Annotated in this window: 12 protein-coding genes; 4 read left to right on the forward strand and 8 right to left on the reverse strand. The window is 40.9% G+C overall.

Annotation, left to right across the window (positions count from 1 at the left end; genetic code table 11):
• The first annotated feature begins 206 nt into the window (after nt 1-206).
• On the forward strand, nt 207-1,262 hold the full coding sequence (locus ABH008_RS12525) for a bile acid:sodium symporter (RefSeq protein ID WP_347985957.1): 1,056 nt from the start codon (nt 207-209) through the stop codon (nt 1,260-1,262).
• Nucleotides 1,263-1,486: 224 nt separating this feature from the next.
• Here the strand turns inward: ABH008_RS12525 and ABH008_RS12530 are convergent, their stop codons facing one another.
• Entirely contained in the window at nt 1,487-2,149 is a 663-nt protein-coding gene (locus ABH008_RS12530; protein ID WP_347985958.1) for a hypothetical protein, read from the reverse strand.
• A 660-nt stretch (nt 2,150-2,809) separates the two neighbouring features.
• Between ABH008_RS12530 and ltrA the strand changes: the two genes are divergently transcribed.
• A complete protein-coding gene (gene ltrA, locus ABH008_RS12535) occupies nt 2,810-4,519 on the forward strand; it encodes a group II intron reverse transcriptase/maturase (protein WP_347985959.1) in 1,710 nt (569 codons plus the stop codon).
• Nucleotides 4,520-4,680: 161 nt separating this feature from the next.
• On the opposite strand, the gene ABH008_RS12540 is transcribed toward ltrA, so the two are convergent.
• The 4 genes from ABH008_RS12540 to ABH008_RS12555 form a co-directional block, all read right to left on the reverse strand.
• The gene (locus ABH008_RS12540) at nt 4,681-5,160 is read right to left on the reverse strand and encodes a hypothetical protein (protein WP_347985960.1); all 480 of its coding nucleotides are present in this window, start codon (nt 5,158-5,160) and stop codon (nt 4,681-4,683) included.
• A gap of 105 nt (nt 5,161-5,265) precedes the next feature.
• A complete protein-coding gene (locus ABH008_RS12545) occupies nt 5,266-5,787 on the reverse strand; it encodes a hypothetical protein (protein ID WP_347985961.1) in 522 nt (173 codons plus the stop codon).
• Nucleotides 5,788-6,043: 256 nt separating this feature from the next.
• A complete protein-coding gene (locus tag ABH008_RS12550; RefSeq protein ID WP_347985962.1) occupies nt 6,044-6,820 on the reverse strand; it encodes a tetratricopeptide repeat protein in 777 nt (258 codons plus the stop codon).
• 273 nt (nt 6,821-7,093) lie between these two features.
• Nucleotides 7,094-8,230 carry a methyltransferase gene (locus tag ABH008_RS12555; protein WP_347985963.1) on the reverse strand — a complete coding sequence of 379 codons (1,137 nt, stop codon included), beginning with the start codon at nt 8,228-8,230 and terminating at the stop codon, nt 7,094-7,096.
• Between the two features lie 611 nt (nt 8,231-8,841).
• Here ABH008_RS12555 and ABH008_RS12560 point away from each other — a divergent pair.
• Nucleotides 8,842-9,315 carry a helix-turn-helix domain-containing protein gene (locus ABH008_RS12560; protein WP_347985964.1) on the forward strand — a complete coding sequence of 158 codons (474 nt, stop codon included), beginning with the start codon at nt 8,842-8,844 and terminating at the stop codon, nt 9,313-9,315.
• Between the two features lie 864 nt (nt 9,316-10,179).
• Here the strand turns inward: ABH008_RS12560 and ABH008_RS12565 are convergent.
• The 3 genes from ABH008_RS12565 to xrtB are packed head-to-tail and all read right to left on the reverse strand — an operon-like array spanning nt 10,180 to nt 12,720.
• Nucleotides 10,180-11,184, reverse strand: a complete 1,005-nt coding sequence (locus tag ABH008_RS12565; RefSeq protein ID WP_347985965.1) for a type II secretion system F family protein — start codon at nt 11,182-11,184, stop codon at nt 10,180-10,182.
• Between the two features lie 3 nt (nt 11,185-11,187).
• Nucleotides 11,188-11,853: an exosortase C-terminal domain/associated protein EpsI gene (locus ABH008_RS12570; RefSeq protein ID WP_347985966.1), complete on the reverse strand. Its 666-nt coding sequence runs from the start codon at nt 11,851-11,853 to the stop codon at nt 11,188-11,190.
• A 9-nt stretch (nt 11,854-11,862) separates the two neighbouring features.
• Entirely contained in the window at nt 11,863-12,720 is an 858-nt protein-coding gene (gene xrtB, locus ABH008_RS12575) for an exosortase B (protein WP_347985967.1), read from the reverse strand.
• A 371-nt stretch (nt 12,721-13,091) separates the two neighbouring features.
• On the opposite strand from xrtB, the gene ABH008_RS12580 reads away from it, so the two are divergent.
• On the forward strand, nt 13,092-13,847 hold the full coding sequence (locus tag ABH008_RS12580; RefSeq protein ID WP_347985968.1) for a peptidase: 756 nt from the start codon (nt 13,092-13,094) through the stop codon (nt 13,845-13,847).
• The last annotated feature ends 85 nt before the right edge of the window (nt 13,848-13,932 follow it).

A 13,932-nucleotide genomic window follows, 5' to 3' on the forward strand; every position in this document is an offset into this window, starting at 1 on the left:
AGGAGACCCTAAATCATCTTTAGCGCCCAATGATCGATACATCGTTTCTGGCAATGTTGTTAGGTGAGTGCAAAACGGTTAACATGTCTAAAAGCGGACTAAAAGCTGGTTGGCTAATGCCTTTTTTTTCTGTAAATTCATATCCTTATCGTTTAAGGTTGTCACATGTCTCACATCATTAATCAAATTGATAAATAATCCCAACTATGAGCAAAACCAGTAGCATTAATTCAGCTATCGTACATTTTATCCATCAAAATTTAATTTGGTTAATCGTGACTTCCTACCTGATTGCCACACTGCTACCCGCATTGGGTATATGGATGCGCCAGGTTAGCTTAGGTAGTGTTCATTTCCTGGGCGGCGACTTAATGTTTACTATGCCGCAGCTTATGTTAGCTATCTTATTATTTAACGCCGGTTTGGGGGTAAAGTTAACTGAATTGACCGATCTGTTTTCCAAGTCGTCGCTACTGATAGGCGGGGTTTTGGCAAACGTGTTAACCCCATTGCTGTTTATTGGTACTGTCAGTGTTTTGATGAAGTTATGGCACAGCCCTGAAGAAGTGCAACAAATATTAGTGGGATTGGCGCTGGTGGCATCAATGCCTATTGCCGGTGCATCAACTGCGTGGTCTCAGAATGCCAATGGCAACCTAGCTTTAAGTTTAGGCTTGGTGTTATTAACCACTTTTTTAAGTCCGTTACTGACACCACTGATTTTACATGCCGTTGGTTTTGTAACGACAGGCGATTATTCTGAAGACTTACATGAACTAGCATCCGGTGGTGTTGTATCTTTTCTAGGGGTATGGGTTATTCTGCCTTCATTACTGGGTATTTTGTCACGCAAGTTGATGGGTGAAAAATATTATAATGAAATGAAGCTTAACTTAAAGCTGTTTAACTATATCATTTTGATTTTGCTAAATTATTGTAATGCATCGTTAACATTGCCGCAGGTGCTTTCAGATCCAGATTATGATTATTTGCTACTCATCCTGGTGGTGGTAACTTCACTATGTATTGCGGCATTTGCCTCTGGTCACTGGCTGGCCAATTACTTTAATGCAGATCGCAACAGTAAGATTGCACTCATGTTTGGATTGGGCATGAATAATAATGGAACCGGCTTGGTTTTAGCGTCGGTGGCTTTAGTCGATCATCCACAAGTGCTGTTACCTATTATTTTTTACAATTTGGTTCAGCACTTGGTTGCGTCTATTGTCGATAGAAACATGTTTAGCAGTCTGGATGAATAAGTGTTAGCCATTATTAATCTGTAAACAGGGCGGTTTAGTTGTAAATTTCTGCGCGTAGTTTTGTCAGCTAGAATCGCTTAAATTATTAGATTATGCTGTGTCTGGCTTACTGGAACCTAGCTTGTGTGCTTCGACAGGCTCAGCACACAAGGTAAGCTATTGATATATATAACCACTGTTCGCCCTGAGCCCTTCTACTTTGCTCGGTGGGCGTAGTATTTACATTACAATTCGATTCGTCCTTTGCTAACTTTGTTTTGGTCTAGATTTTGTGCATAAAACACCCAGCCGCCATTTTTTTTGCGGTACCCAAATACAACAGCTTGTGAATCGTAGTAAACCGTATCTTTTGCCGTTGCATCGTATTTTTTCCACGCAGCACCTTTAAATCCAGGCACTGGCTTACTAACGGATAAGCGTCTAGATCGAACAGCGGGGGAGGGCAGTGGAGCGTTGGTTTCCATGTCATTTCTAGTATTTCCACCGGAAATACTTCCGCCACCGGTAACATCACCCGCTATATGCATAACGGTAACAGTCTTACCCTCGGCGTCGTGATAATGTATGGTGAAACGACAATTACTAAATTCGGATGTTAAAAATTGTGCCGGACTATCCTTGTCAAGTGTAACCTGGGTTAAACTCTTGTTCTTCCAAGGTAAATAGTATATTTTTTTAGCAGTATCCTGATTAAGGCTTGGGTACATTTTGATTTTATTCGGTTCTTCAAACTGCCATTCAATGTCGCGGGGGCCTGGCTCCGCTCGAATGCCTGCATTAGAGTCCTGCCAGTCAAAACTCTCTTCGTCGATCTCCAGAACGTAATCAAGAAATGCTTGTTCGGGATTACTTTTTACTAATTCTTTAAATTCAGTCAAGCTAGGCATATTTCTCTCTCCATTAAAAGGTGGGTAACAGCTAAGGATTTGTGCGTAGTGCGACGTGAAGTCGTATAAATAATTGTTTAGCTTTAGCAATCATGACTAAACCTGCCGTTCCTCCGGCAGTAGCCTAAGAGTGCAGGCATTAACAGTAATGTGATGTTTGAAGCCATTCCGACAATGTAACCCAATCGAAAGATGAAGTCGAGCCCGTGAGGGCAAAACGGAACTGCGAGCATTACGCGGTAGGGTGCTAGGCTTAGAAGGTAAGGTGAACACATGTGAATCAACGATAAATCTCGTTAAATCCGAGGAGTCAAAGATGCTGATAGACTCTAGCCAAAAGGCAACATGGTTAGTTTGGTATTTTCGCATAACCAAACGAGGATAACAAAACCATCGGGAGATAGTTGGCACCTAACCCTTCAGTGTTATTTATATGGAACACGGTAAACCCGTATTTTCGCCTATTTAGGCAAGTTGACCGCGAGGGAAACTGATGGGAATGCGGGCATAGGAGGTTGGAAAAAGCGAAGGCTATTCTGTAATGGAATAGATAGAGATTAAGGTATACCGCCAATATCATCTTGCTCGAAAGAGCGCAGACTTCCAACGGGTCTCAAATTGCAAGATAACTAATAGAACCTTTATAAGGAGGAAGAGCAAATGACGACGACACCTAGTGCAGTTGGTGCAGCCTCCCATTATGACGTGAACTGGCACAGTATTGACTGGGGGCAGGCTCATCGAATAGTGAGAAGGCTACAAGTACGTATTGCAAAGGCAGTCAGCGAAGGCCGCTGGAATAAGGCGAAAGCTTTACAATGGTTGCTGACGCACTCATTTTATGGCAAGGCAGTTGCTGTAAAACGAGTTACTGAAAATCGCGGTAAAAACACCCCAGGAGTTGACGGGGAAACTTGGAATACTCCTGAGCAAAAGGCCAAGGCAATTAACTCGTTCAAAGGAAGAGGCTATCAACCACAACCGCTGAGAAGAGTCAAAATTCCCAAAGCAAACGGTAAACTGCGTCCTTTAGGGATTCCAACCCTACGAGATAGAGCAATGCAAGCGCTGCATTTACTGGGCTTGCAACCGATAGCTGAAACCAAAGCGGATCACAATTCCTATGGATTCCGTCCAGAAAGAGCTTGTAGAGATGCGGCGGCACAATGCTTTGCGGCATTAGTGAGTAAAAACTCAGCGCAGTGGGTTTTAGATGCAGATATATCTGGATGCTTTGACAATATTAGTCATGACTGGTTACTGGCGAATATCCCTATGGATAAAACCGTACTCAGAAAATGGCTGAAAAGTGGTTTTGTTGAAAAAGGAAATTGGTTTCCAACGCAAGCCGGCACTCCGCAAGGGGGTATTGCCTCGCCAACGCTGGCTAATATGGCTTTAGATGGTCTTGAAATCGAACTGGCCGCGCACTTTGGTACAAAAACCAGCAAGAAAAGATGGAAGGGAAAAGTCAATTTTATTCGATATGCAGATGACTTTGTTATCACCGGCGCAACGAAAGAAACGCTGGAGCAGGCAAAGTTGATTATTGAGAACTTTCTGAAGGACAGAGGATTATCGCTATCAGAAGAAAAAACCAAGATTGTGCATATTGATGAAGGCTTTGATTTCTTAGGGTGGAACTTTCGTAAATACGGTGGGAAACTACTCATCAAACCTGCGAAAAAGAATGTACAAGCATTCTTACGGAAAATTCGACTGATAATCAAAGAAAACCAAACAGCAAAACAGGAAAATGTAATTAGGCTCCTAAATCCAATCATAAGGGGATGGGCTAATTATCACCAAAATCAGGTGGCGAAGGAAACCTTTTCTAAGGTTGATCACTTCATCTGGAAAAAGCTTTGGCAATGGGCTTGTCGAAGACATCCAAATAAACCACTTCGGTGGATAAAGGATAGATATTTTGAAAGCGAAGGACTGCGTAACTGGGTGTTTGCCACGAAGGTTAAAACTGAGGATGGAGAAGTGATAAGGGTTAAACTGGTAAATGCTAGTGATACGCCCATTCGCCGACATATCAAGATAAAAGCGGAAGCACACCCGTTCAATCCGGTCTGGGAAGAGTATTTCGAAAACAGGCTTGGCCTGCAAATGAGAGAAAGCCTCAAAGGAAAGAACCAATTGCTTTTTCTTTGGTACGCACAGGAAGGCAAATGTCCGAACTGCAACGAAAGAATTACGAAGGATACGGGGTGCAATATTCACTACATCCAGCGTAAAACAGACGGCGGTAAAAACAGAGTAACAAACCTTATGTTATTACACCCGAACTGTCATAGACAAGTCCATAACCGTAAAAATAAGGAAACTGCCGGTTCTGATCAAACAGGATTTATGGAGGCTTGAGCCGTATGATGGGAAACTATCATGTACGGTTCTTAAGGGGGGATGGCGTAGCAATACGCCGTTCCTACCTGACAATGAGTATTAGCAAAGGTTATGCATGTTTATTAAAAATTTGGATACTGTTAAATGATTTACTATGCACTTGACGTTAACAGCCCGATTTATTTGTCCTTAATTTTAATTGCACCACTTTCTGTGGTTAACTCAAAGGTATCGGCACGCACACCCTGTGGAACAACGGCTTGGTAGTTGGCGGGTGGGGGTGTGTTTTCTGGAAATTTTCGTAATATTTTAATTACGCCGCCCTCTGGAGAAACCTCAATATCGGTGGATTGTAAACCTGGCGGTATTAAAGCCATGGGCGGTGGTTCCGAATTGTTAGATTTAATGGCGATAAGCGCCTCGGCGGGGAGTTCAATTATCTCTGGTTGAATAGGGGGCAGGGTCGCTTCTACGGGCTGGCTAGGTTGCGCTACTACAACTGGCTGCGTCTGCTGAACGGGCTTACTATCAAGGCGAGTTTGCAGATTTGAGGTGTTAGCCGTAACGACAGTACTCTTGACGCTGTTTGTCAGATAAAGTCCACCTAGGGTGCTGAGTAACAATAAAGTCAAAATAAATAAAACCGATTTTTTGCTCATACTTTACTAACCTGATAGCTGTCGGTGAATAAATAAAACACGTTGGTTAGTGCTGAAAACCGGAAAGCTTAGTAGGCCAGAGTTCCGGTTTTCATCACTCGACTATCAGTTAGCATCTATCAGGTAGCCGTTAAGCGTTACATTTCCGATAACACTGTTGGGGTTGGCCGTATAAATACGCAGGTGTGGCGATTCGCCTGGGCCATATTCCACAAAAGTAGGCGAACTCATACCGTAGGAATTGCCGGAAGTATATTGCAAATAATATGGGCCGGAATATTGCCATTTAACATATTGATTGGATAGAATTTGCGAGGTTTGCAGAGAAATCGTGATCATCGAACTGTTGGCGGGTATTGATGCAGAAACCCCTTGGATGATCAAACGCTTGCCAGCGGGTACCGCAGGCCCATCAAACAAAGTAACCCCGCCATAGCTATAAATATTTGAACAGTTAAACGAACAATAGCTAGTACCAAACTCTATCCACATTTCATATGGCTGACGCCCAGGTTGATCCACATTTTTAACCAGCGCAGGTGCAGCTACCACTTGTTGTGCAGGAATTAGCATAACTGCAAACAGTATTGCTGCCGTAAAATACAGCGATTTAGTCTGGTTTTTCATACAAGTACTCCAGTGTTGAGTAAGTAGAAGATTTAGTAGGTATTGTGATTAAAATTTTGCATGTGGCAATATTGCTGCATCGAAATATCTGGCTCACCTTAAAAGGAAATGGGGTTAACCGAATAATCGAAACAAATCATACCTGATATTTGTCTGAAAGCGGTTTTTTTGGAACTAAGTTACATTGCTTCAAAACTTTTCTTAATCCAAAATGCTAATGTGCTTATGGACATGATTGGCAGTGATGAATGCTAATTTAGGGTGTTTTTTTAGCCTTATTTGCTTCACGTAAGCTTTGTATATATGTTAATTCTTTTAATGCGACTTGATTGGTCGGTTCAAGCGCTAACGCATCCTGGTAAGCTTTCTCTGCTTCATCTAGTTCATTTAATTCAATAAAACTAAAGCCGATACCTCGAAATATCGATGCTTTATAGGGGCGCTGAGTGCTGTATTGCATAGATAAATCTAATGCTTTAAGGTAAATAGCTAAAGCATCATTATAGTGGTGTAGCTGATTTAAAACGTAGCCAGTTTCTATTAATGCAGATGATGAAATAGGGGCGATTTGTTCAATCTTGGTTAAATATTCAATGGCTGTTTGATAATTACGTTTTTCAGATTGTATGAATGCTAACATTTGTAAACATTCTTTATAGCCCCAATCTATCCATTCGAATTCTTCCGTAGATGATTTTTTAAATTCGGTATATTCGTTTTCAGATTGAAAACTATATTGCTTTATGTTTTTATTAAATTGTTCTTCGTAAGATTGTCGTAATTGCATTGCCAGTTGTTGAGCTTCATCCAATTTTTTAGATTTTACTAACTCAATTAATGTATTAGCTTGTCCTCTTAATTCATAACCTTTGGTATTTTTGTCCGTTAAGATTAAAGGCGTTACAGTTGTAACAGGTTTTGAGTCGGCCTGAGCATTAAACCAAACTAGCATGCAGAAAATAAAGAATAATGATTTCATAATGTGCGTGGAATTATTAGAATATGCATTTTTTAGGGTAATATAGCGTTGCATGTCCCATTTTTCTTCCTTTTACTTCGATACAAAATCGGTAATCCGCTGCAAACGTGGCGATTATTGCCCCGTTAAATAATATGCACATGAATATTGGGAAGCACATTTCTGGAACGACAAGTATATAATCAATTTTTATGATTAGATTGCCGATTAATATTAACATAAAAACTTTGTCGCTCCACTTTTTACTACTAATGTGATTGGACTGAGGAATAACCAACGAAAGTGTTCGTTCTGGCTACTCAACTCAGTTGGACTTCAGCCTCCATATTATGCGGAATGACTAGTCTGGATCTGTTTAGCAATAATGAATTTAACAAATGTTCTTACATTCATAATCTCCACAATTTCAAATCCAGCGTTTTCCAGTAACTGTTTCCATTCGCTGGGAGTACGCTCACGTCCAGTTGTGCCGATTAACATTTGCATGTCGAAAGCAGCTATTGTTGGATTAATATTGGTTTCTTCTGCAACGGCATCCGCAAAAAGTACAGATGCTTGGTGAGTGCCTATGGCTATTTTCAGTTTGCTTAATACGGTTGTGCATTCTTCGTTATTTAAACCATGAAATATGGCTGAAAATACGAAGAGATCATTATCTGAGGTTGCGGCTGGTAGGAACTCAAACATATCGCCGCCCTGAAAATCAGCACGTGCAAGTATTTCAGCAGCTATCTTACCTTGCCAGTGGGTTTTGGCTTCTTCGATAATCTGCGGTCTGTCGAACACAACGGCTTTTAGATTGGGGTATAGCTTAAGAATTGATAGCGTTTTACTACCCTTAGACCCACCTACATCAATAATGCGGTCAAACATACCCCAATTGAAGTCGTCCAAAAATAAGTTACCGGTGAGGTTTTCCACGGCATCCATTGCTTGAGAAAATAGTAAATCAAAGTTTTTGTTCTGATCCATATAGTTAAAGAAATCAACACCATGCACTTTGGAAAATGGCACACCGCCATCGCGGATACTTTCCTCCAAAGATTCCATCCACGGCATAGTCATTTCTGGTGAATTGTGCATAAGGATCATAGCACGCACGTTTTTAGGATTATCTTGACGCAAATAAGCTGATGTTTTGGAATTTTTGAATACACGCGGAGCAGTTTCATCGAAAATGCCCATTGAACTCAGCATCCTCAATAATCTATAGAGGTGATCTTCATGAAGATGTAAAGCCGAAGCTATTTCCAGTGTGCTTTTCTCGGAGTCGCCAAGCGTATCAGCCAATTCGAGTTTGGTTGCCACATACAATGCACGCGACTGCCAAAACAGCGAGCCAATTTGCATTAGTCTGAAGGGTGGTGGAGTGACTTTCGCAGGTATATTTTGGAGCGCACTGGCAATGCCCATCAATATATTGAAGAGCTTAACTCGGAGTGTGTTAGTAGCAAGTTTTTTCATGTGCCTGTTCCTCTCTATGATTTTCTGCTTGTGCGGCGCCCATTTAATTGATGGGGTCTCTGGTGGTGGTTTTTCATATGTAAATGAACACTTACTTCCGCGCGTCAATAGAGTCGGATTTTTCGATTAATGTGGATTCTATTGGCGGCCATTGTACGTGATTGATGTACCTGATGGCAGTATTCTATTGGGCGCGCCTTATCGCGTTAAAAGTATGCGTAAACAAAATATGCCTACCATGCATCTGGCGTTTCGCTATTGACGCCCTATGAGGCAATTGCTTTGAAAATTGAGGCTTATGTCCTTGGCTATCCTACCTCGAATTTGTTTTATATCGTCCAATAAGGTTGTGATAAAAGTAAGATTGGTTTGCTTAAGGTTTTATGATAATGTCGAAATTATTAGGAGTAAGTCATGCCCTTAAACGGTTAGGGATGGAGACATTTAACCCGCTTGGGTATTAAATCAGTCTAAAAGTGCTAGTTGTCGCCAGATTGTCAGGTTTTTTGCGCAGTCTGTCTGCGGAGTGTCGTACCCTTGTCAGCTAAATGGCGTAACAGAAAAAGCAATTTATATTTTAGACTAATGCTTGGTGATAACAGGAGTTTCAAATGCTTATACAAAAACTGAGATTAAAACACGGTTGGTCTCAACAACAATTGGCAGACTTAAGTGGCTTAAGTATCCGTACTATTCAAAGAATAGAGCGGGGGCAATCGGCAAGTGTTGAATCCCTGAAATCACTGGCAGCGGTCTTTGAGATCGATTTTTCAAGCTTAAAAACGGAGTCTGGTATGGTCAGTAACTTAAATGATGGCATTAGCAGAGAAGAAATTCTTGCCTTGGAACATGTGCGTAAAGTTAAGCGATTTTATATTCATTTAATTCAATATTTTATTGTTATCGGTAGTCTAACGATATTGAACCTGCTGCAAACACCACATCATATTTGGGTGCTGTGGCCTGCGTTAGGGTGGGGGCTGGGTTTAGTGTTCCATGCCTCGTCAATATATAATTTTCTGCCAATATTGGGTGCTGAGTGGGAGCGAAAGCAAGTCGAAAAACGGTTAGGCCGTTCACTTTAGCAGGTAAATGAATGATGAGATGCGGTGCAGTATGAACCGCATCTTTCGTAATTCTAACAATAGTCTTTATTGATATACTGTAACCATTCGATACCTAGAAGTTGGCGTGGTAAGGGTAAAAGGAGTAGAGTAAGGGACAGGACTATCACCTACTAGAATATGCGGGATTGCCCAGCCGCAACTTTGAACTGACCCTGTTGATTTTTATAGCGATTCATGTGCTAAAAGTATTCGTAAACAAAAGATGCCTACCATGCATACGGCGCAATACGCTTCGCTATTGACGCCCTATGAGGCAACCGCTTTGATAATTGCGGCTTATGGCCTTGCTAACACCCTCCAACTTTTCAACAATCTTAAAGCGCCTTGGCTACAAACGACTTAATAATCAAATAGACAATACAAAACGTTTACGCTATTAGATACCCAGTAAGGGCGACTCCTATCGTTATAGGAATTTTGCATTATTAACTTGAGATAAATTAAAGTAGGTATTTTGCTAGTTGACAAGATCTGCTGCGTAAGTTTTTTTTAATTGGATATTAAATAATAAGTTAATGTCCAATTAGTTAGCGTGTAGGTTTTAGATTGATTGATTATGCTTTTATTAGTAAACCACAAATTATGGATACAGGTTTCTATATAGCCAAATTGATTAGTTTTTAGAACAAACTTTGGGTATCGGCACACGTCTTAATATACTAAAACTAATTGACTTCGAACCCCGGATTCCATTGCATTGCATCCAGGCTACGATACAAAACGTCATTACTTAACACAGTAGTGTTGCATAAGATAGATTGCTATTTAGGCACTTGTTTAGATAATTAGCATTAATTTTACCAGTACACCACGCAGCTAAATTTAGCTTGGCAACATTGCCAATCTGGCTGTATAAGCTGTAAAAATTGAAACTATCATACCAATAGCAATCAGGCTATACAAAATGCGGGGTATCCAGATTGCCAGTTCTTCATCTTGCCTAGCAAGGGTTTCTGCGGTTTGCTGGGTGTAGTGCAACAAGCCATCGGCAAGCTTTCCGCTTTGTTCGCTGCTATTAATTATTTGTAATGCCAGTTTGTCTAACAACTGAACGGATGTTAACACGCTATAAGCACTATGACCTGCCTGTAAATATCGCGGGCTTACTAGCCGGTTAAACTGGCTTTTCAGTACACTATTGCTTAGGGTGTTTACCGCTAACGGTAAAGCTTCCGCAAAAGGCAGGCCCGCTGCTAACATTAAACCCAGGTAAGTCAAAAAATCGTTGCTTTGTCGTTGGCTAATCCACTTTTTAATGGCGGGTATGCGTAACTGTAAGCGATGCCAGTCTGCTTCTATTTTTAGCTTGGCAATTATTTTTGCAAAATTTAACGTAGTGTATATGCTGATATAAAGCAGCAATAATGCGCCTAAAGTCTGTTTTAAATAATCGGATAGGCTAATGCTTTGCTTAAACAAATCGGTTATGGGTGCTAGAAAAATGCCGATTATCAGTACCAGTAGCGGCAACATTAAGCGTGATTTTAATTTTTTTAATTGTGAAGCTTTGCGGGTGTAATACTGGGCCAGATAATGATAAACACGCGCTAACTGGCCACTGTTTTCAGCGGCGTTAAGTATGGCGTAGTGGTTAGCTGTGAATAGTCCTATCTTATACCCGCTTGCAGCGAAAGAGGCACCCCTTTGTAGCGAATTTTGCAACTGCATATAATAGCCTTGCAGCGCTTTATCGGCTTTGAAAATCAGAGATATGCCTTGTTGTGTAGGTAGGCCGGCAGCCTCCAAGCGTGCCAGTTGCGTAAATAATAAAGCCAGTTGTTGGCTGTTAAGCCTCTGTTGGGTGACAGATGGCTTTTTTACCGACATTATTTAGCGGCCTATTAATCGATCCGTGGTTGTATCAGGCAAGGCAGCGATTAAGTCCAAAATAAATTTCTGGTGTTTAACATAAGAAATTTCATCAAGTTTGGGTGATGTGTTAGAAATACGGATTAAAAAACCATCGGCAATATAGCCAGAAAATAAATATTTTAATACCGTAAAGAAACGTTCCACTCGTCCCGCGATAACACTATTACCAATGGTAAACCAATAGGTCACATGCTCGTTACGATCTTTGCGGGTGGCATACATCTGGGTAATGGGGATATCTAAATCGTGTATTTGTAAATTTGAATGTAACAGTTCTTGAATGTTAAAGCCTTGGGCTTTGTAACATGTTTCCTGTTGATGCACTTTTAAATCATGCGTTTGTTCACTGCCATAAGCAATAGTCAGTTGTATTTTTTCGCCTTGGCTATTAATGTAGGTACGATTCAATAGTTGGTCGTAATTAGACACACGACTGGTGGCGGTGTACTGGCTAAAATCTTTAGCATCGATTTTCCAGTCAGCAAACTGCAAGGGTATTGCGTCTTCCAGATTGAGGCTGGTCTTGCTATCTGCCAATTTTTGACCGGGTTGGATAAAATGCACCACTATAGGCATGCAAATCATCAGCAAGGCAAGTAAATAACTCTTATTAAAAGTGGTCATGATGATTTTTTAGGCGTGACTGATTCGGTTGGCACGTCTATCGACGTATTTTTGGATAAGGCTATCGGCACTAATGGTTAATAATAGCGCCACACTAAACAACACGATGCCTGCAAAGCCATGCACAAAACCCTGGCCCACATCGGCACCGTAATAAAAAGTAACCAGTGTCAGAACTATCACACGCGTCACATTAGCTGTAAATGAGATGGGGATGATCAAAATGGCCATAAACAAGTTACGCAATTTGGAGTCGTGTTGCACCAAGTTTAAATAAAGCAGGCCCAAACCTTCCAGCGAAATAAGCGTATGCATACCCGCACACACATCGGCCACTAATAACTGATAAGAGCCTATGTGCAATATGACTCCGGTACGGGCAATAGGAAAACCCAGGTTATAGAGTATATTTTCAGTGACATAAGACACTGCAATTTTCATGGGTTGGGTCATGGCATCAATGATAGAGCCGGGTATCGGTACCATAAAAATGATAAAAAACAGGGGAAACCAAAGTACGCGTAGCCCGGCCGAACCTATCATTATCAGCGTGCAACCCATCATAATTAGTATCAGTGAACCTACTTCAAACAATGGGATATTCGGTAAGCGCCCCAGCACGTAAATAATCAAACCCAGCCCAAACACAAAGCCACCCCAAGCAATGACAGGCTTTGGGGTTAATTGTAATAAAGCGTCTTTAGCCCGATAGAGTAACCATAACTCAATTAAAAACACCAACGAGCCATAAGATTGTTCGTCAGTCATCCATAAGCTATTGGCTAAATCATAGATTGTGGGAGCGTACAGAGCCACAATACCAATAATGACAATAAGATAGTCTTTGTTTGGGGACGAGATAGGCACGTATTAGTTACTCGACAATAAAATTGATGCAATTAAATTAAACGTAGCAGCTGTGCAAAAATGCAAGGCTGATCCACTGCTCTTTATAGTAACTGTTCTGTTATACACTAACAACTGTGTTTCTGTGAATTGGCGCGCAATACCACAAATATAATTTTACCGTTTAGCACGCAAAAATACAGCGAGTATTTTGTAACAGTCTTGTAAAATTACTGTTTGCATTTTAACCATTTATCAGCTTGGCAACTGATTTAATATGTAAAACAAACAGCATTATAGACTAAAAATGCTAGGTATTAAGTTTGATGATTGGTACTATGAACTGTTTTTTTGCGGTTCGTCAGTTAACTCTGAGTTAGGTAGTATGCATTATGACTTATTGTATTGTTGTTTCAGTTGAAGAAGGTTTGGTTCTTACTGCGGATTCCAGAACCAATGCCGGTATTGATAATGTTAGCATCCATAGAAAGATGCATGCTTTACCCACTAATCCTGATCGCACCATTATACTGTTGAGCGCTGGTAATCTGGCCACAACACAATCGGTTATCGATCGCCTGGATCGGGATATTAAAGAAAACGCCGAGATCAATTTAAATACCGTTAAATTTTTGTCCGAAGCAGCAGAATATTTGGGCGAGGTCAGTCTCAATAAACAATGTCGACACGCTAATGCAGGTCAAAATGGTTTCTATCCCGCAGCGACCTTTATTTTAGCCGGACAAATAGGAACGCATGCGCATGGTGCTTATCTTATCTATCCAGAAGGTAATTACATTACCACCTCTACACACACGCCTTATTTGCAAATAGGCGAAATCAAATATGGTAAACCTGTGTTAGATCGGTTTTTAAAAGTGGATACGGGCTTGCACGAAGCAGGGCGTTGTTGTTTGATTTCTATGGATTCCACTATGCGCAGTAATGCTAGTGTCGGGCCACCTGTGGATTTATTGATCTATCAAAAAGACAGCTTTTTATTGAACGAGTATTACAGCTTTCAAGAAGACGATGAATATTTAATTCAATTGCGTCGCCTCTGGCATGAAAAACTAAAGGCAGGTTTTCTTTCTTTGCCGAGTATTAATCAAAATGATAAGCGCTCATTACCACTTCACAAACGATAATTGCACTGAAATGGTGCGTACGCACCTGCTTGTAACCTTGTTTGGTGCATGAATTTATTAAGACGCAGTTTTTGCCTAATTGTGC

The sequence above is a fragment of the Methylomonas sp. AM2-LC genome (assembly GCF_039904985.1).
In the GTDB taxonomy this organism is placed as follows: Bacteria; Pseudomonadota; Gammaproteobacteria; order Methylococcales; family Methylomonadaceae; genus Methylomonas.

What these genes read in the sequence shown, in the direction of transcription:
- ABH008_RS12525 (WP_347985957.1), top strand. Translation starts at nt 207, where the DNA reads ATGAGCAAAACCAGTAGCATTAATTCAGCTATCGTACATTTTATCCAT.
- ABH008_RS12530 (WP_347985958.1), bottom strand. Translation starts at nt 2,149, where the DNA reads ATGCCTAGCTTGACTGAATTTAAAGAATTAGTAAAAAGTAATCCCGAA.
- ltrA (WP_347985959.1), top strand. Translation starts at nt 2,810, where the DNA reads ATGACGACGACACCTAGTGCAGTTGGTGCAGCCTCCCATTATGACGTG.
- ABH008_RS12540 (WP_347985960.1), bottom strand. Translation starts at nt 5,160, where the DNA reads ATGAGCAAAAAATCGGTTTTATTTATTTTGACTTTATTGTTACTCAGC.
- ABH008_RS12545 (WP_347985961.1), bottom strand. Translation starts at nt 5,787, where the DNA reads ATGAAAAACCAGACTAAATCGCTGTATTTTACGGCAGCAATACTGTTT.
- ABH008_RS12550 (WP_347985962.1), bottom strand. Translation starts at nt 6,820, where the DNA reads ATGCAACGCTATATTACCCTAAAAAATGCATATTCTAATAATTCCACG.
- ABH008_RS12555 (WP_347985963.1), bottom strand. Translation starts at nt 8,230, where the DNA reads ATGAAAAAACTTGCTACTAACACACTCCGAGTTAAGCTCTTCAATATA.
- ABH008_RS12560 (WP_347985964.1), top strand. Translation starts at nt 8,842, where the DNA reads ATGCTTATACAAAAACTGAGATTAAAACACGGTTGGTCTCAACAACAA.
- ABH008_RS12565 (WP_347985965.1), bottom strand. Translation starts at nt 11,184, where the DNA reads ATGTCGGTAAAAAAGCCATCTGTCACCCAACAGAGGCTTAACAGCCAA.
- ABH008_RS12570 (WP_347985966.1), bottom strand. Translation starts at nt 11,853, where the DNA reads ATGACCACTTTTAATAAGAGTTATTTACTTGCCTTGCTGATGATTTGC.
- ABH008_RS12580 (WP_347985968.1), top strand. Translation starts at nt 13,092, where the DNA reads ATGACTTATTGTATTGTTGTTTCAGTTGAAGAAGGTTTGGTTCTTACT.